Here is a 17,477-nt window from a genome sequence, read left to right on the forward strand (position 1 = left end):
AAATGCGATACATTTGCTTATTCACACTACTATTGAGTAGCAGTAATGGAGTGTTACCTCTGCAAGCCGCTACGCTGAGCGAAGCCCAAGGCAATAATTTGCAGCAAGAAGCACAAACAAACGAGACAGAGCAAGGCGCCGAGGCATCGACAGTTCCATCATCTTCGACTACAACAATCTATAAGTTGGTAGGAAAAGACGGCTCTATTACTTTCACCGATAAGCCTCAACAAAATGCTGAGCCACTTGCATTCGATGATAAAACCCAAAATGTCGTCACAGCTGCTAAAGTGCCTCCTCCACCACCGCTTAAGCCTGATGCCCCAAAACCAAGTTATCGCGTAGTTATTAAATCTCCTACACCAGAAGCAACAATCCGAAATAACCTAGGTGAGTTTACCATTTCTGCGGCACAAACTGGTGCCCCCAAAGCCCCCATCTATCGTTTAATTTTCGATAACGCCCCATTTGCAAGCAATAGTTCGGGCGTATTTAAACTGTCAGGTGTCCATCGTGGGGCACATACTTACAAAGTTGAGCTAACAAACAATACGGGCAAGACTCTTGCATCGTCTCCAGAACAAACCCTTTACCTACATCAGGCATCGGCGTTAATTAATAACTAAAAGCGTGCAACCATTGTTCTGTAAGCGCACCACCGAGGTTCAGTCAGCTATGTTTGCTTAGCCTCTTATTCGCGCATCGCATTATTGCAAGCTACAATGCACAATTATGGTGCAAAGGAGACGAGCTCGGATGCATTCCACCGAGTTAGAAACACAACAGCTTATAAATAGCTTAAACACTGCATTGGTGATGGTAGATAACAGACTTACCATTGTTTACGCCAACCATGCGGGAGAAGCTTTATTTGAGACTGGGCTGAAACAACTTACCGGCCACCCGCTTCAAGACTTTTTCTTACCGGGCACAATTGAGACAACCCGACTTAAAGCGGCGATTAGAAAAGGTGAAGACTTTACCGAGAACGAAATTAAGTTAGCGTTCAGAGATAATCGCTATGTTTCTGCGGATTTAACCGTTACTAATTTACACTTTGAAGATGGCCCTCGGCTGTTGTTCGAAGTAAAAAAGATTGACCAGCAAAAGCGTATTTCTCGAGAGAATTTACAAAACGCGCAGCACTATGCGGCACGAGAGTTAGTGAGAGGTCTAGCTCACGAGATAAAAAACCCGCTTGGCGGTATAAGGGGTGCAGCACAACTATTAGAAAAAGAGCTGACTGAAGAGCATAAAGAGTTCACGCGCATGATCATTGAGCAATCTGATCGCCTACGAAACTTAGTTGACCGCTTGCTAGGGCCAAATTCATTACCTCGGTTCGAAGAAAGTAATGTGCATCAGGCTCTTGAAAAAATACGTAGTTTAATGCGTTTTGACTCTGACAACCCCATAACTATAGTTCGCGACTATGACCCCAGTATTCCTCCGCTCATGCTCGACCCTGACATGATTCAGCAAGCGGTGCTCAATATTGTGCGCAATAGCGTTCAGGCACTAACCGAAAGTCAAGCACCTAACCCCGAAATTAGGCTGGTAACGCGCATAGAACGTCAAATGACAATTCAAACAAAGCGTCATGCACTGGTAGCAAAAATTAAGATCATTGATAACGGCCCAGGCATTCCACCTGAAATTAAAGACACACTTTTCTATCCCATGGTCACGAGCAAGCAAAATGGCTCTGGGCTGGGTTTATCTATTTCACAAACCCTAATAAACCACCACGGCGGCAAAATAGATGTAGACAGCTACCCTGGTCACACTGAGTTCGTAATTTACATTCCAATAGATCGTAAGGAGACAGACGATGACGAATGAGTCTGTGTGGATTGTCGACGATGACAGTTCTATTCGTTGGGTGCTGCAAAAGGCCTTACAAGCCGCTGATATCAGCTGTTTGTGTTTTGAAAACCCTGAAGATTTATTGCTTCAACTTCAAAGCGGCCAAGCCCCCGAAGTCATCATTTCAGATATAAGAATGCCACAAATGGACGGCATGACATTACTGAACGAAGTACACGCTTCCCATCCATTGCTTCCCGTTATCATTATGACGGCGCATTCGGATTTAGACAGCGCGGTAAACGCTTATCAAAAAGGGGCATTTGAATACTTGCCAAAACCTTTTGATATCGACGAAGCGGTAACCTTAACCCAACGCGCCCTTGCTCATGCAAGAGAGCAGTCGACGGTATCCAAGTCACAAGTTGAAGACGTAGTAACGGAAATAATTGGTGAAGCACCTGCAATGCAGGAAGTCTTCCGTGCTATAGGTCGACTTTCACGTTCTTCGATTAGCGTGCTCATTAACGGCCAATCGGGTACTGGTAAAGAACTGGTGGCGCACGCACTTCACAGACACAGCCCCAGGGCGAGCAAGCCTTTTATTGCGCTTAATATGGCTGCAATCCCCGCTGACTTGGTTGAGTCTGAGCTATTTGGTCATGAAAAAGGCGCCTTTACTGGTGCACAAGCAGCACGCCAAGGGCGTTTTGAACAAGCTGACGGCGGCACACTTTTCTTAGATGAAATAGGCGATATGCCGTTAGACGTGCAAACCCGCCTTTTACGCGTGCTTGCAGACGGTCAGTTTTATCGCGTAGGTGGCCATCAGTCGGTAAGCGTTGATGTACGCATTATCGCAGCCACCCATCAAAACCTAGAGCAGCGCGTCGCTGAAGGAAAATTCAGGGAAGATTTATTTCACCGCTTGAACGTTATTCGTGTGCACCTTCCATCGCTGAATGAACGCCGCGAAGATATTCCATTGTTAACGCGTCACTTCCTTCGCCGAGCTGCCAAAGAGCTTGATGTAGAAGCTAAAAGCATTTCTAAAGAAGCTGAGCGCGTTATGTCTCAACTATCCTGGCCTGGTAACGTTAGACAACTTGAAAACGTATGCAGATGGTTAACCGTTATGGCAAGTGGGCAAGAAGTCTTACCGAGCGATCTGCCGCCAGAAATTCACAGCGATAGCAGTATTGAAAAACCTAGTGCCGAATCGGGTGATTGGCCAGATCTACTCGCGAGCTGGACCGACAAACAACTACGCGATGGCCATCATAATATCCTTAACGACGCTATGCTGACTTTCGAACGTGTTATGCTCGAGCGTGCACTTCAACACACCCATGGTCATAAGCAAGATGCGGCTAAGCGTTTAGGCTGGGGGCGAAATACGCTTACTCGCAAGCTGAAAGAACTGGGTGTTAATTAACGCATAAAATACCCCAAAAGGGCATTTGCGTGCCCTTTTCAATTTCTCCTATTCATCTTCATACACCAATATATCGCCAGGTTGGCACTGTAAGTGGTGACATATTGCTTCTAATGTTGTGAATCGAACGCCTTTAACTTTGCCGCTTTTTAATAGCGACAAATTTGCCTCAGTTATTCCAATCTTCTGTGCCAGATCTTTAGAGCGAATTTTGCGCTTCGCCATCATAACGTCAAGGTTAACAAGAACAGGCATCACACAATCTCTTTGTTTTCTTTATCTAATTCGGCGGCAGCACTAAATAAGTGAACTAGTACAGGTAAGCACAACACAATAATTAACGTCATGGGGTTAAGACTTATATCGATTGAACTATTGGGCACCACTAGGTAAGTGGCCATAGGCGTCATTAACATTTTATAGCCAACATAAAAAACCGTGATCCAAGATACGTATTTCAAGTGACGTAAGGTAGTTTTGCCATAAAATAGTCCTCTACTTAGTGCAAGTAGCAAATGCTGAAGGAAATAGAAGCCAAGCAACCAGCAACCAATTAAAGGAGAGAAAATGGTTGCTAATAAAAACCGCGACTCTCTGTACTGAAGCCACAAGGCGTTAAATTGGCTGCCTCCAAAAGTCACCCACCACTGCCCTTGAAATACGAAGCCGTAGAAAGCAATACTTAAAAAAATGCCCACAACAGCAAACAGCACTATTCGAGTGAAGTGACTTACCCGTTTCAAATTTTCTATAGATTGCATTGCGCGCTCTTCTTTTCCCTTTTCGAACAGTGTACGCCACCGTACTAGACAACTCAAAAAATCATTGCATAACAGAAACATTTTATTACAAATCATATATTAATTATTGCAAAACAATAATTTTTTTCTCTTATACTTAATTAAAACAATGAGGGAATTGCTATGACAAATCACACCAAAAAAGCTACATCTATTCGCTGTAAATGCAACTGTCTGCGTTGGATACTAGTTACGCCTTTGCTCATTGGCCTGTCAGGATGTCGTATTTGGGACATAGCCGCCTTTCAGTGGAAAAATGAGAATGCGAAAATCGCTTGGCAGAGCGAAGACAAAAATGTTGACAAAGCATTCGTAGATGAAGCCATTACTCGAACCGTGGTGCCTTTTACTATGCTCAATGACCACATTTTGGTGAATGTAACCGTTAATAAAACCATGCCCCTCACTTTCGTACTAGACTCGGGCGCAGCAGCCACCGTTTTAACCGAAACTAATAAAACCAATGAACTTAAGTTACCTACGAACAAGCCAATTGCGATAGGGGGATCAGGAGGCGGAAAGGCGCCAACCGCTTACATCGTGCATGACACCCATATTCAATTAGGCGGTTTTTCTATCTCTGACTTATCGGTCATTTACGCACCAACATCTGCGATGCCGTTTCGCAGTGTAGATGAAACCTATTTCGACGGTGTACTTGGCGCTGATTTTTTTAATTGTTGTCTTGTAGAGATAAACCAGGACGCTAAGGTACTGATAATTACCAAACCAGATGATAGCAGCAGAGCGCATTATGGCACTGAACAGTGGCAAGAAATTGCGATGACCGTAAAGAGCGATACGCCCTACTTCACCACAACACTTCACGATGGAAAGAGCTTAAAAACGGTAAAACTCATGCTGGATACCGGTTCGACAGGAACATTGAGCTTATTCGCCGAAAATGACCGTTTTGCGCTGCCAGATAAAACCTTTGCAACAACTAGCACTGGAATTCAAGGAGATTCAGCCAACCTCGTGGGATCACTTTCTCACTTATCATTTGGCGACCTCACGTTCGAGCATCTGCCAACATACTTCAGGTTTGAGGGGAGTAATTCGCAGGACGGAAGCGACGGGGTACTTGGCAATCAAGTTTTAAAACGTTTTAACACTGTGTTTGATTTCTCTGAAGAGCGCATGTGGTATCAACCCAGCAAGCAATTTAGTTCCTTTATTGGCGCAGATCGTTCTGGACTTCGCCTGCTCCCTCATTCCCAAGGTGCCATTGTCTTAGGCGTTGCTGAAGATACCGGGGCTTATGTTGCCAAAATTTCAATCAACAGTATCATCACAGAATTTGAGGGAGAACCAGTTACCTATGCAAACTTCGATAAACTAAAGATGGCGCTGAGTCACCCCAAAAGAGAAACAGTGCCACTTTGTTGGGAATTCAAAAACCAGAAACGCTGTAACGAAATACAGCTTGATTCGAGATTGTGATTTGGCAGCAGTTAAAGACAGCCAACAAGTCAATTAACACCTAATTCAAATTGTAACTGACTTAAACAACAACCATAGGGCAGTGTTTACTGCCCTTTAGTTAAGAGCGCTGTCATAGCCTGATTAAACAGCCTCACCCACTTCATACTGAACTGGCCTTTGGCACTGCGGTTGATCTCTATTACCGCTTCTTTTTTGGAAAGCACATTATCTTCATTGTGCGCCCTTGGGTGCGTCATTGCATCGTAGGTATCGACAATGGCAAGTAGCTTCGCGCCTTCACAGATATCGTCTTCTTTTATGCCTAGCGGATAACCGGTCCCGTCGGTGCGCTCATGGTGTTGCATCACTATTTTACGTGCCATGTCCCATTGATCTAGGTGCTCTAACAAACGGGCGCTTTTGTAAACATGAGATCGCATCAGATTAAACTCGATATCAGTCAATTCATCGCCTTTATGCAGCAGCTTTAAAGGCATAAACGCCATGCCAAAGTCATGAACATAACTGGCTACCGCCAGTTGGTCTTCATCTATCGGATTTTCAGCAACGTCGTTGATATACATAGCTAACTTAGCAATACGATCGCCCCTTCCTCCCCAATAGTTAGAGCGACGTTCAATGGTTTGCATTAGGTCACGGAAAAATAAAATATCTTGTTTCTTTTCACTGCTAATGTCTTTTGGTATACCCGTTGCTGCTAATGTAGGTGGTTTTATCTGCACGTTTTCCGGGTCGCCGCTGTCAGCAACAATGTCTAACGCTGGATTTAACAGTAACACAGCTTCAGTGAGGCGCTTTTCGTGCTCAGCCGTGTTCTCTGGTGTAACACGACCAATTGCTAACACCAGTTGGTTGTGGAGGTTGTCATCATACTCAGCCTTACCGTCAGCCATTACAGCTTCTACAAAGGCCTTCACCCTGTCCATAGTAAGTAGCACTAAGTCGCTCATGGTACTGGTATACGCTACCTGTCCCTTGCGCAAGTAATCGAGTAAATCTTCGACATGCTGTAAAAGGGGTATCATCGGCGAGAAATTTACTAAGCCTAAATCGCCCTTAATAGTGTGGATTGAACGAAACAGAGCACGCTGTAACTCGTTATCTTCTGGACGAAGCTCTAACTCAATCAAGGTTTGTTCGCTTGATTCGTAGAGTTCGTTTATTTCCTCCATAAGGTCAGCAAGAATATCTTCTTCTAGGTCGTCTGGAGTAAATGTCTGCATGTAATGAATACCGAGTTAAATTCGATTAGCCTTGTATTATTGTAATTCGGTATCGGCAAAATTTCCTCATACTAAAGGTGATAAAAGAGGAACTTTCGCGAGTAATGCACTTTGTAAGTCTTAATGCTGTAAAAACTCATCGGACAAGTGTACGCTGAAACTTCATCTATACTGCGCGCGTCAATTGTTTCTAGGAGTTGTTTTGATCGCTTTATTTCGCATACCGGCACTGTTTATCGCCTTTTTATTAATCAACATTATTTTGCTGATCATTTGTATCGTGCGCCCTTTTCACAAGGATAACGTGCATGCTGCCGGTAGTTTGTATTCTCTTATGGCTAAAATAGTGGGCCTCAAAATTGTCATACAAAGAGACCCCGCTGTAAAAACGAACGAGCCTTATGTTTTCATCGCTAATCACCAAAACAGCTTTGACGTCATTACAATTTGTAAAGCTGCCCTTCCTGGCGTGGTTACTATTGGTAAAAAGAGTTTGAAGTGGATCCCTATCTTTGGCCAAATTTATTGGCTATCTGGGAATATCATGATCGATAGAAAAAATTCAGGGAAAGCGCGCAATACCTTGGATATTGCTGCCAACCGTATCGCTAAGAAGAAAACATCTGTTTGGCTATTTCCTGAAGGCACCAGAAGTTACGGTAGAGGTATACTACCTTTTAAACAAGGCGCATTTCGGTTAGCTAAAACCACCAATGAGCCGATTGTTATGGTAACGGCCAGTAACCTACACAACAAAGTAAAGTGGAATCGTTGGAACAACGGGATTGTGCTTATTGATATTTCTGCGCCTGAACCGTTAACAGAAGAGCATTCAATCAAAGAGTGGATGGCGCATTTTAACGATGAAATGAAACAAAAGTTTGATGCGCTTAATACACAGGTCGATGAACTGGAAAAAAGCAGGTAAACTTGCGCCTAAATTGCTAATGAGTGTTTATTATGACCCAGTTCGATGAAAGAGAAGAGTGGTACGAGTTTAACCAAGAAACTATTGATGCCCTTCTAGAAGATGGCAGTCAAGCCGATGCCGACTACACCATTGAGCACCACTTCGCCAGCACTGACTTCGACGTGCTAGAAAAGGCGGCTGTTGATGCATTTAAAGCTGGTTTTGAAGTGACTGACGCCGAAGAGCTAATCCTTGACGACGGCGAAACCATTTTTTGCTTCGACGCCGTGGTAGAAAGAAAGCTAGATATTGAAAAGCTTAATGCTGATTCAGACACTTTGCTGAAAATTGCCGACAAACACGATGTAACCTACGATGGATGGGGTACGTACTTCGAACCGCGCGAGGAAGGTGAATACGAAGAAGAGGACTATCACTTCGACGACTAAGCCTTATTGCCTATTTCACAAGCTGAGGAGCCATTAAGTTACTCTTCAGCTTTTGTTCATCTTTTTTGATTAACAATGACCCTGTCATTATCGATTGGAAAAGGATGGACAGATGAAAAACTTAGTACTAGCACTTACTGCATACTCTGCTATCGCCACATTACAGCTTGCGTTTGTATCACCTGTACATGCAAGTTCTGACAGTAAGTCAGAAGATAAACAGGTTATCTCGACCGAATTCCGCTACGACCAACCCTTTGTAGCCGCTGAATCACTTTTGCCCAAAACAACAGACGTTCTGTCTAATGACAATGTGTTTGAGCAATCTACCGATGACACTGCCGCACAAAAAAATACACTTAGTAAAGCCAATAAACATCAACAACATTTGGGTGTAAACAAGTCATCCAGCGACATTGTAGTAAGCAGCGTTAATGAATTCTGGATTTATGAAAGCTGGGTAACGCTAGAGCAAGATATTGATTACGATGGTTACCACTCTACGTTTTCAATTGAATTTGATGCCGACACCATTTTTACTCGGGCACCGGTATACGCTGTATTGTATTTAGGAAAAGACGGTGTTTATGACGCTATACATGTTTCTTCGGAGTTCTATATTTATTCAGAAGATTCGACCGATACATTCACCATTGAAAGTACACTAGTATCTGGTTTCACACCTAGCGATTACGATATCCTGCTAGAACTTTACGATGCGGATACCGAAGAGCTAGTAGCATTTACCGATGCTTATGACGACAACGAACTTGCCTATCTTCCGCTTGAAAGTGAGGATAATGAGTATGTTGTAGAAGATACGGTGGTAATAGTAGAAGAGCACGGTGGTACCTGGTCGCTACTTCCATTGCTTCTACTAGGAGGCATTGTGCTTAAGAGACGCTCAATCAAACTCTTTCGCCGCTAATTTAATCTTCTACCAACCTTTCACATTCATTCTTGCCAAAAGCTGCTTCAAACACTGCTTTTGGCTATTTTTTAAATTCCCCCCTTAAAAAGTCATCATTCTTTGTCGGTTGAGTTTCCTCAACTTCCACCATCACTTTTTCAAAAATCTGCTTACATTTTTTGGTAACTCTATGAAATAAGTGCCAGAATGTAGCAAAGGACCTTCATTATACGGACTGCCACAATGTCTACTAAGCCTTCTAAAAACAATAACTCTGCTGTATCACGTCGAACTCTGCTGAAGGCAGGTCTAGCGTTTGGATTGACTGCGGGCATAACACCTTTTGCTATTGGCAAAACTAAGCCCACGCTGCGTGTTATGGGTACTCACGTAACATTGCAGGAAGCTATCCGACAGCGCGCTATCGAAGACTTAGGTATTAACATAGAGTTTGAACCCGGCGGAAGTGCCGCTGTTTTGCAAAAAGCCTCTATGAACCCCCACTCTTTTGATTTATACGAACAATGGTCAAATAGCATTAACGTTCTGTGGCGCGCAAAAGCTATCCAACCTATACAAAAAAAGCGACTTCAATACTGGGGTGAAATAAACAATTTAAGTAAAACCGGTAAGCTCACTGAAAATGCTCGCATGGGCGCGGGTGATGCCCCCCATAAGATTCTTAATGTACAGGGCGATGGCTCTTTAGGTGAAAAGCACACCGACGGCATTAGCTTTTTACCCTATGTACATAATGTGGACTCATTTGGTTACGACACGACAAAGCTACCTGCCGAACTGCAGGGACAAGAAGAAAGCTGGGGCTGGCTGCTAGACCGTCACTTTTCTGGAAAAGTGGGTATTGTTAACGACCCCACTATCGGGCTATTCGATCTAGCGTTAGCCGCGCAAGCAAAAGGGTTCATCACTTTTAACGATATAGGAGCAATCACCGAATACGAGTTGGACGATCTGTTCAACCTGCTAATTGAGTTGACGCAGTTAAATCACTTTAACGGCTTTTGGACATCGGTGCCGGAATCTGTTGAGTTTATGAAAAGTGGCCGAGTCGCTATTGAAAGTATGTTTTCACCAGCGGTTTCAGCGCTAAATGGTCAAAATATTCCCGTTACATTTGCAGCTCCGAAGGAAGGTTATAGAGGATGGCATGGCGTAATGTGCCTTTCTTCAGCTACCCAAGGAAGAATGAAAGATGTAGCTTACGAATATATGAATTGGTGGCTATCAGGTTGGCCCGGTGCATTTATCGCAAGGCAAGGCTATTACATTTCAAATCCTCAACGTTCTGCCGATTATTTATCGCAGGCTGAGTGGGATTATTGGTATAAGGGTAAAGTTGCTTCTGAACCACTAAAGGGCCCAGATGGCAAAGTCAGTGTACAAAAAGGTGCACAGCGAACCGGCGGTAGTTATGAAGAGCGCTTTAGTAACGTTGCAGTTTGGAATACGGTCATGCCAAGCTATGAATATAGCTTGCAAAAGTGGTATGAATTCATCACTGCATAATACAATTTAATACCACATTTTCAATGGAATAAGGTCTCCAAAACTCATATGTTATCGTCAATAAGGATACAGCTCATAACAGTGTTAGTTGCTTTAATTGCGCTGATACTGGCTCAAGGTTTTGTGGCGAGAAAAAACCAAGAGGTTTTAAACGACGGGGTTGCGTCTGCGGCGAAAGCCGTTATTGATGTTGGTATAGTTAAAGAGCTAGAACGGGACGTAGTCGACCTTCAGCGCAATGTTTTAATCTTTAAAGAAAATGCAAGTAAGTCGGCCATAACGCGTTTTAGTCGCCTAATGGTAACTATCAACAGTAAACTCGATAAACTTGCAAAGGTGAGCGAAGGCGCTGAACAAAAAGGTAACAGCAACCAAATTCTCAATAGAATGAGAGAGCATTTGCTCGCTTATCAAGAAAACTTTTCTCAGGTTGTTGAGGCTCGCTCAGAAAGAGACAACCTTATCGACCAAGGCACCATGTCCGACATTACGCTGCTCGGGAGTGAGCTTGATAAGGCTTTAGAAAAAGGGCAGATTTCTGCTGCTTTCGTAGACGATGCCAAGATCATTCTTATTCGCACAGAAAATGCGATGCTAAAATACTTGATGAAGCCTGACATGAAATTCATCCAGTCTTTTAATGATGCCATAGACGCTTTGAAACGCTTACCTTCCTCTGCCCCTCCTAAACTGCAACAACGCATCGAACGCGTTATAGATAGAATTAAAAACGACTTTTTTAAGCTGACGCAAATCACTCAAGGCAACCTTTTTCTGGTAAACGTTGTTATGGCAGGCTCTGCCAACGAGTTTTTGTATTTGAGCGGAGAACTGGCGAAAAAGGTAAGTACCGACTCTGAGGTGATAACCCAGCGCACCTACCAAATAGCCGAAAGTACACAACGCAATGGCGAGCTATTCTCTCTGTTTGCCATTCTACTTGCTTTGTCGGCGGCACTGTTTTCTACCTTGCGAATCCTTGGCCCTATCCGATCTATCACGGAAGTCTTCAACAAGCTCGCTCAGGGCATACAAATATCTAAAATTCCAGGCAGTAATCGAAAAGATGAAATTGGTAAGCTAGCAAAAGCCGCTCTCGTGTTTAGCGACAAAAACCGTGAGACAGAAAAGCTGCTAAATGAAGCGAGAACAATGAACTCTCAGTTGGAAAACTTAAATAAAGTTATCACTGAATCTAAAGTTAAAGCCGAGCAAGCTACCGCATCGAAAAGTATGTTTTTGGCTAATATGAGTCACGAAATTCGCACGCCTATGAATGGCATTATCGGGTTGATAGAACTAGCACAGCAGCAAGAGCTTTCCTCCACGGTTAGAGGTTACTTAGACAAAGCGGCGTACTCTGGGCAGATACTGTTAAGCGTAATTAACGACATCCTCGACTTCTCAAAAATTGAAGCGGGCAAACTTAAAATAGAAGAAGTGAGTTTTTCATTACACTCGCTTTTTGACAACTTGATTGCTGTAATTGCGTTACGAGCAAAAGAAAAGAATTTGTCGGTTCATTTTACGGTAAACCCTAAGATACCGCCTCAGGTCATTGGCGACCCTCTTCGTATAGCGCAAATTATCATGAACATTGGCAACAACGCCGTAAAATTCACCGAACAGGGCCGTATAGAAATTGAGTTTGACGGTAGCCTCAATGAGAAAGGAAACTTACTTAATCTCTCCATGAGAATAACCGATTCTGGCATCGGTATGAGCCCAGCGCAGCTAGATAGAATATTTAAGCCATTTACTCAAGCTGACGGTTCAACCAATAGAAAGTACGGTGGCACGGGTTTAGGACTTGCTATCGTAAGCCAGCTTACCGAACTCATGAACGGACGACTGAATGCAACGTCTACTATAGGTAAAGGAAGTACATTTGCAGTTGAGCTTCCCCTCCGAGCATTTAAAAACCAGCCCGGGATATTACAAAACTCGCCTCAGCTTCCTAGTAACAGCCTGTATATAACAGATTCACCATTACTTCCAGAGACTTACTGCACCCAAATTCAGCTCTCGACTCTGTCATGCAAGCCAATAGATGAGGCTAAAAATACCGCATCGCTCCCTGAACACATCATTGTCGATGTTCATGAGTTTAGCTTTTTTAGACAGAATATTAACTGGCTAAACAGTTTATTAGAAAGCGGAAAATCCGTGGGCTTGGTAATGGAAAGCGCGGGCAGTGCACTGCAATCTAAATATGATTCACTTTGGAAGGGGCCCTTGATTATGCACCCCTTTACCCCGGCCCAATTCGAGCGTTTTGTTATTCAGGTTATCTCGAAAGACGCCAGCTTTGAAGGTCAGCACTTTAAAGACGAATCGCTATTTACTGCGCTTGAGGGGCACGTACTGCTGGTTGAAGACAATAATATAAACCAACTCGTTACCGGTGAAATTCTAACAAACCTGGGACTTACGTTTGATATCGCTGAAGATGGTAAGCAAGCAGTACAAAAAGTAGAAAACGCCCCTCAATACGACCTTATCTTAATGGACGTACAAATGCCCGTTATGGATGGATATGAAGCCACTAAGCTGCTTCGCGAAAAAGGCTTTACAGCCGTACCTATCATTGGCCTGTCAGCCAATGCGATGAAAGAAGATAAACAAAACGCGCTTCAATCGGGAATGAATGATTATTTAACCAAGCCTATAAAGCAGAAGTCGCTTATTGCAGTGGTAAAAAACTTTTTAAGTTGACGTTCACAAACAGCGAGCCCGAAATAAATTAACAAATTCTTATATTGCATAAGCTTAGCACCTCTTTTTCAAAAAGACTTTTGCCTCAAAGGTATATAAAAAAATACTTATTTATCCATCACCATACCTTTATCGTTACGTAAATTTTTAATTCAACGCCATTATTAATAATACTTTTGTCTAAATTTGTCGGCGAAAAAATGACAAGTTCCGTTTTAATTGTGTTGCTCCTGTCGCTCGCTATAAATGCTGCGGTAGGTGGATATTTTCGCATCTTGGCGAAAAACCAATACGAACCTGTCGCGTTCAACTTTTGGGCCGCATCATGCTTGGTGTATTGCTTAGGGCTAGTCGGCAGCGCGCTCACTATGTTCGCGCCAAGTATAAACGTGCTCAGCACACTCACTGGGCTTCTTTATTTAACGGCCAGCTATTTGCTACTTCATGGCTTTTTAAGTTTTAACATTCAATGTGTACATTCTACCGTCAAACGCACAGGTAACCGTGTTTTTGTAATAGCTATTCTCTCTTTGATTGGAGCGTCTTGGTACCCTGAATTAGTCGAGCCAACAACGTCCTTTTTTATTGCTTTAATGTTTCTATTTTGTTTTCAGAGCTTTCAATCACAGCAATGGAAAACCATTGAAGGTATTTCTGTTCTGATACGAAGCATACTGTTCATTCACTTTATCATAATGGTGATACGGGCGGGGCTTACCACTGGTGTTACCTATTATGGCTTAGTATCTAACTTGCAAGTTTTTATAACGGTTACTGTAGGGCTCCACGTACTACTTTGCCTTGCCACCTCAGCACTTCTCCCATTTATTATTCTGTCAAAAGAAAAAGGCGAATGGGAAGCAATGGCAAACTTCGACGAATTAACCGGCGTGTTAGGACGTCGCGCGTTTATTCGCACGGTATTGAAAAAGTTGAAGTCCAAAAGCAAAAGGCCTTTCACTTTACTAGTAATTGACATCGATTTTTTTAAAACCATTAACGACAGCTATGGTCATCCTGAAGGCGATAGAGTGCTAAAAAATGTGGCACAGTGTCTACAAGCACAGTTACGCAAAGGTGACATAGTGGGTCGCTTAGGCGGAGAAGAGTTCGGCGTTATTATCTCTAATCGACACTCTGAGCCCCCTTTTACCGTTGCCGATAGATTGAGAGAATCGGTGTCTTCGCTTGTTATATTCAGTGGCTCTGAAGAAATTAAAGTAACCATTAGCGTAGGTATGTCTTCTTCAAGCAACGTCGAAGATACGTGGAATACACTGTTTAATCGGGCAGATAAAGAACTGTATAACGCAAAAAAAACAGGGCGAAACAGGGTGTCGCCAGAGGTCATAGCAGAAACAACGTTAGTATAGCGACCAAAATATTCATAAAAAAACGCTGCCAAATGGCAGCGTTTTAGTTTTTAGTCATTTTGATGAAGCGCATCTAGCTATAGCGCTTTGATAGTCTCGAACTGCTCTTTAAGTTTGGCTAGAGCTTTTTCACCCTCTTCCAACTTAGCACGTTCCTTTTCAATGACCGCTTCTGGCGCATTACTTACGAACTTTTCGTTACCCAATTTGCCACGAGTACGAGATACGTCTTTCTCGATTTTTTCCATGGCTTTAGTAATACGAGCAAGCTCTGCGTCTTTGTCGATAAGTCCTGCCATTGGGATAAGAATTTCCATCTCACCCACAAGCGCGGTCGCGCTGGCTGGCGCTTCTTCACCATCTTTTAATATGGTTACGGTTTCAAGCTTAGAAAGCTTATCAAGGAATGCCTTAGCCGCATCAAGACGACGCGCGTCTTCGTCGCTTACGTTTTTAAGTAGCGCATTAAGTGGTTTGTTTGGCGAGATATCCATTTCACCACGGATATTACGAATACCCACGATAAACTTCTTCACCCACTCGATATCGGCAAGCACTTTGTCGTCTTGTTTCGCTGCATCAACTTCAGGGAATGCCTGAACCATAATGCTAGCGCCCTCTTCCACCTTAAGCGCACTTAGTGGCACCACACGCTGCCAAATAGTGTCGGTGATAAATGGCATTAGCGGGTGCAATAAGCGCAGCAGGCTTTCAAGTACATTGATAAGCGTATGACGCGTACCGCGCTTTTCAGCTTCGGTGCTGGCGTCATTGTTAAGCACTGGCTTAGTAAGCTCTAGATACCAGTCACAGAACTGGTTCCAAGTAAACTCGTAAACGGTTTGCGCTGCAATGTCGAAACGGTAGTCTTCAAGGGCTTTTTCAAACTCAACTAGCGTTTGTTGGAACTTAGCCCAAATCCAGCGATCGGCCATACTAAGTACCATTTCGCCACCGTCACGACCTGTATCGTGCTCTTCTGTGTTCATCAATACGAAACGCGATGCATTCCAAATTTTGTTACAGAAGTTGCGGTAGCCTTCAACACGGGCCATATCAAAGTTGATATCGCGGCTGGTTGACGCCATAGCTGCAAACGTAAAGCGCAGTGCATCTGTACCATAGGCCTGAATACCATCAGGGAATTGCTTGCGAGTACGCTTAGCAATCTTTTCTGCAAGCTGAGGCTGCATCATGCCCGCGGTGCGTTTTGTGACTAGTGACTCAATATCAATACCGTCAATCAAGTCGATTGGGTCAAGCACGTTGCCCTTCGACTTTGACATTTTATCGCCGTTCTCATCGCGGATAAGACCAGTAATGTAGATGTCTTTAAACGGAATTTTGCCAGTGAACTTCTTGGTCATCATGATCATTCTGGCAACCCAGAAGAAAATGATGTCAAAACCGGTTACTAGCACTGAAGACGGCACGAAGGTTTCTAGATCAGGCGTTTCTTCTGGCCAGCCCATGGTGGCGAACGGCCATAATGCACTTGAGAACCAGGTATCTAGTACATCGTCGTCTTGAGAAAGGGTTACCTCACTGCCAAGGCCGTGCTTTTCACGTACTTCTTCTTCGGTGCGGCCAACAAAAACCTTGCCGTTTTCGTCGTACCACGCCGGAATGCGGTGTCCCCACCACAGCTGACGCGATATACACCAGTCTTGAATGTTGTGCATCCACTGGTAGTAGGTTTTGTTCCAGTTCTCTGGCACAAAACGAATTTCGCCACTTTCAACCGCTTCAATCGCAGGTTTAGCAAGAGACTCAACCGCTACATACCACTGGTCAGTAAGGTATGGCTCAATTACCGCGTTGGTTCTGTCGCCACGCGGCACTTTAAGCTTGTGCGGCTCAATCTTAACCAACGAGCCTTGGGCTTCTAGGTCAGCAACAATTTGCTTACGGGCGTCGAAGCGATCTAAACCGCGATACGCTTCTGGCGCATCGTCGTTAATTTTCGCATCGTCGGTAAGAATGTTGATCATAGGTAGGTTATGACGCTTACCCATGTCGTAATCGTTGAAGTCGTGAGCAGGCGTAATTTTAACGCAGCCTGTACCGAATTCTTGATCGACATAGTCATCGGCAATAACTGGAATTAAACGACCCGTAATAGGCAGCTTAATTTCTTTGCCGATAAAGCCTTGATAACGCTCGTCATCCGGGTGTACCGCAACCGCGGTATCACCTAGCATGGTTTCAGGGCGCGTTGTCGCAACCACTAGCTCACCGCTACCGTCAGCTAGCGGATAGCGCATGTGCCACATGTGGCCGTCTTCTTCTTCGTTCAGTACTTCAAGATCAGATACTGCAGTGTGAAGCACTGGATCCCAGTTAACCAAACGCTTACCGCGGTAAATAAGGCCTTCTTCGTGTAGCTTAACGAACACTTCAGTTACGGCTTTAGACAGGTCTTCATCCATGGTGAACACTTCACGAGACCAGTCAGGAGAAGTACCTAAACGGCGCATTTGACCAGTAATAGTACCGCCACTGTGCTCTTTCCATTCCCACACTTTTTTGATGAAGTCTTCGCGACCTAAATCGTGGCGCGTCTTACCTTCAGCGTTAAGTTGGCGTTCTACCACCATTTGGGTAGCAATACCTGCGTGGTCGGTACCCACTTGCCAAAGGGTGTTGTCGCCCTTCATGCGGTGATAACGAGTTAGGGCATCCATAATGGTTTGCTGGAAGCCATGGCCCATGTGAAGGCTACCGGTAACGTTCGGCGGCGGAAGCAGAATACAATATGGGTCGCCGCTGCCTGAAGCTTTAAATAAACCCGCCTCTTCCCATGACTTGTAGCATTGCTGCTCGATGGACTGCGGTTCGAAGGTTTTATCCATTACACACTCTCAAATTGAAGCTAAACGCGAA

The 17,477-nt window shown here is 44.0% G+C and carries 14 protein-coding genes; 10 read left to right on the forward strand and 4 right to left on the reverse strand.

What is annotated here, in order from left to right; all coding sequences use genetic code 11:
* Positions 1-50 precede the first annotated feature (50 nt).
* From ACYX4M_RS02785 to glnG, 3 genes are all read left to right on the forward strand, one after another.
* Positions 51-626, forward strand: a complete 576-nt coding sequence (locus ACYX4M_RS02785; RefSeq protein WP_476081798.1) for a DUF4124 domain-containing protein — start codon at positions 51-53, stop codon at positions 624-626.
* Between the two features lie 130 nt (positions 627-756).
* Positions 757-1,842, forward strand: coding sequence for a nitrogen regulation protein NR(II) (gene glnL, locus ACYX4M_RS02790; protein ID WP_476081799.1), 1,086 nt, complete (start codon positions 757-759; stop codon positions 1,840-1,842).
* Entirely contained in the window at positions 1,832-3,241 is a 1,410-nt protein-coding gene (gene glnG, locus ACYX4M_RS02795; protein ID WP_476081800.1) for a nitrogen regulation protein NR(I), read from the forward strand. Before glnL ends, glnG begins: the two co-directional genes overlap by 11 nt.
* Before the next feature lie 48 nt (positions 3,242-3,289).
* Here glnG and ACYX4M_RS02800 read toward each other — a convergent pair whose 3' ends face one another.
* Positions 3,290-3,496, reverse strand: coding sequence for a helix-turn-helix domain-containing protein (locus tag ACYX4M_RS02800; RefSeq protein ID WP_071815852.1), 207 nt, complete (start codon positions 3,494-3,496; stop codon positions 3,290-3,292).
* Complete coding sequence (locus ACYX4M_RS02805) at positions 3,496-4,002, reverse strand: hypothetical protein (RefSeq protein WP_476081801.1); 507 nt, start codon at positions 4,000-4,002, stop codon at positions 3,496-3,498. Before ACYX4M_RS02805 ends, ACYX4M_RS02800 begins: the two co-directional genes overlap by 1 nt.
* A gap of 162 nt (positions 4,003-4,164) precedes the next feature.
* On the opposite strand from ACYX4M_RS02805, the gene ACYX4M_RS02810 reads away from it, so the two are divergent.
* Positions 4,165-5,484, forward strand: coding sequence for a retroviral-like aspartic protease family protein (locus ACYX4M_RS02810; RefSeq protein ID WP_476081802.1), 1,320 nt, complete (start codon positions 4,165-4,167; stop codon positions 5,482-5,484).
* Between the two features lie 86 nt (positions 5,485-5,570).
* Here ACYX4M_RS02810 and ACYX4M_RS02815 read toward each other — a convergent pair whose 3' ends face one another.
* Positions 5,571-6,710 carry an HD-GYP domain-containing protein gene (locus ACYX4M_RS02815; RefSeq protein WP_334056483.1) on the reverse strand — a complete coding sequence of 380 codons (1,140 nt, stop codon included), beginning with the start codon at positions 6,708-6,710 and terminating at the stop codon, positions 5,571-5,573.
* A gap of 202 nt (positions 6,711-6,912) precedes the next feature.
* On the opposite strand from ACYX4M_RS02815, the gene ACYX4M_RS02820 reads away from it, so the two are divergent.
* The 6 genes from ACYX4M_RS02820 to ACYX4M_RS02845 all read left to right on the forward strand — a co-directional run bounded on the left by ACYX4M_RS02820 (position 6,913) and on the right by ACYX4M_RS02845 (position 14,594).
* Positions 6,913-7,638, forward strand: coding sequence for a 1-acylglycerol-3-phosphate O-acyltransferase (locus ACYX4M_RS02820; RefSeq protein ID WP_476081803.1), 726 nt, complete (start codon positions 6,913-6,915; stop codon positions 7,636-7,638).
* Positions 7,639-7,670: 32 nt separating this feature from the next.
* Positions 7,671-8,069 (forward strand): ribonuclease E inhibitor RraB, encoded by a 399-nt coding sequence (rraB, locus tag ACYX4M_RS02825; RefSeq protein ID WP_474830200.1) that lies wholly within the window; start codon positions 7,671-7,673, stop codon positions 8,067-8,069.
* A gap of 112 nt (positions 8,070-8,181) precedes the next feature.
* Positions 8,182-8,997: a choice-of-anchor H family protein gene (locus tag ACYX4M_RS02830; protein ID WP_476081804.1), complete on the forward strand. Its 816-nt coding sequence runs from the start codon at positions 8,182-8,184 to the stop codon at positions 8,995-8,997.
* A gap of 225 nt (positions 8,998-9,222) precedes the next feature.
* Positions 9,223-10,506: an ABC transporter substrate-binding protein gene (locus ACYX4M_RS02835; protein WP_476081805.1), complete on the forward strand. Its 1,284-nt coding sequence runs from the start codon at positions 9,223-9,225 to the stop codon at positions 10,504-10,506.
* A gap of 48 nt (positions 10,507-10,554) precedes the next feature.
* On the forward strand, positions 10,555-13,221 hold the full coding sequence (locus ACYX4M_RS02840; RefSeq protein ID WP_476081806.1) for a hybrid sensor histidine kinase/response regulator: 2,667 nt from the start codon (positions 10,555-10,557) through the stop codon (positions 13,219-13,221).
* Positions 13,222-13,421: 200 nt separating this feature from the next.
* Positions 13,422-14,594: a GGDEF domain-containing protein gene (locus tag ACYX4M_RS02845; RefSeq protein ID WP_474805162.1), complete on the forward strand. Its 1,173-nt coding sequence runs from the start codon at positions 13,422-13,424 to the stop codon at positions 14,592-14,594.
* A gap of 77 nt (positions 14,595-14,671) precedes the next feature.
* Here ACYX4M_RS02845 and ACYX4M_RS02850 read toward each other — a convergent pair whose 3' ends face one another.
* Positions 14,672-17,446, reverse strand: a complete 2,775-nt coding sequence (locus tag ACYX4M_RS02850; RefSeq protein WP_476081807.1) for a valine--tRNA ligase — start codon at positions 17,444-17,446, stop codon at positions 14,672-14,674.
* Between the last annotated feature and the right edge of the window lie 31 nt (positions 17,447-17,477).

The organism is Alteromonas sp. ABV4_150 (assembly GCF_056311745.1).

Excerpts from the sequence above, each read along its gene's own strand:
- glnL (WP_476081799.1), top strand. The coding sequence starts at position 757 with ATGCATTCCACCGAGTTAGAAACACAACAGCTTATAAATAGCTTAAAC.
- glnG (WP_476081800.1), top strand. The coding sequence starts at position 1,832 with ATGACGAATGAGTCTGTGTGGATTGTCGACGATGACAGTTCTATTCGT.
- ACYX4M_RS02800 (WP_071815852.1), bottom strand. The coding sequence starts at position 3,496 with ATGCCTGTTCTTGTTAACCTTGACGTTATGATGGCGAAGCGCAAAATT.
- ACYX4M_RS02805 (WP_476081801.1), bottom strand. The coding sequence starts at position 4,002 with ATGCAATCTATAGAAAATTTGAAACGGGTAAGTCACTTCACTCGAATA.
- ACYX4M_RS02810 (WP_476081802.1), top strand. The coding sequence starts at position 4,165 with ATGACAAATCACACCAAAAAAGCTACATCTATTCGCTGTAAATGCAAC.
- ACYX4M_RS02815 (WP_334056483.1), bottom strand. The coding sequence starts at position 6,710 with ATGCAGACATTTACTCCAGACGACCTAGAAGAAGATATTCTTGCTGAC.
- rraB (WP_474830200.1), top strand. The coding sequence starts at position 7,671 with ATGACCCAGTTCGATGAAAGAGAAGAGTGGTACGAGTTTAACCAAGAA.
- ACYX4M_RS02830 (WP_476081804.1), top strand. The coding sequence starts at position 8,182 with ATGAAAAACTTAGTACTAGCACTTACTGCATACTCTGCTATCGCCACA.
- ACYX4M_RS02835 (WP_476081805.1), top strand. The coding sequence starts at position 9,223 with ATGTCTACTAAGCCTTCTAAAAACAATAACTCTGCTGTATCACGTCGA.
- ACYX4M_RS02840 (WP_476081806.1), top strand. The coding sequence starts at position 10,555 with ATGTTATCGTCAATAAGGATACAGCTCATAACAGTGTTAGTTGCTTTA.
- ACYX4M_RS02845 (WP_474805162.1), top strand. The coding sequence starts at position 13,422 with ATGACAAGTTCCGTTTTAATTGTGTTGCTCCTGTCGCTCGCTATAAAT.
- ACYX4M_RS02850 (WP_476081807.1), bottom strand. The coding sequence starts at position 17,446 with ATGGATAAAACCTTCGAACCGCAGTCCATCGAGCAGCAATGCTACAAG.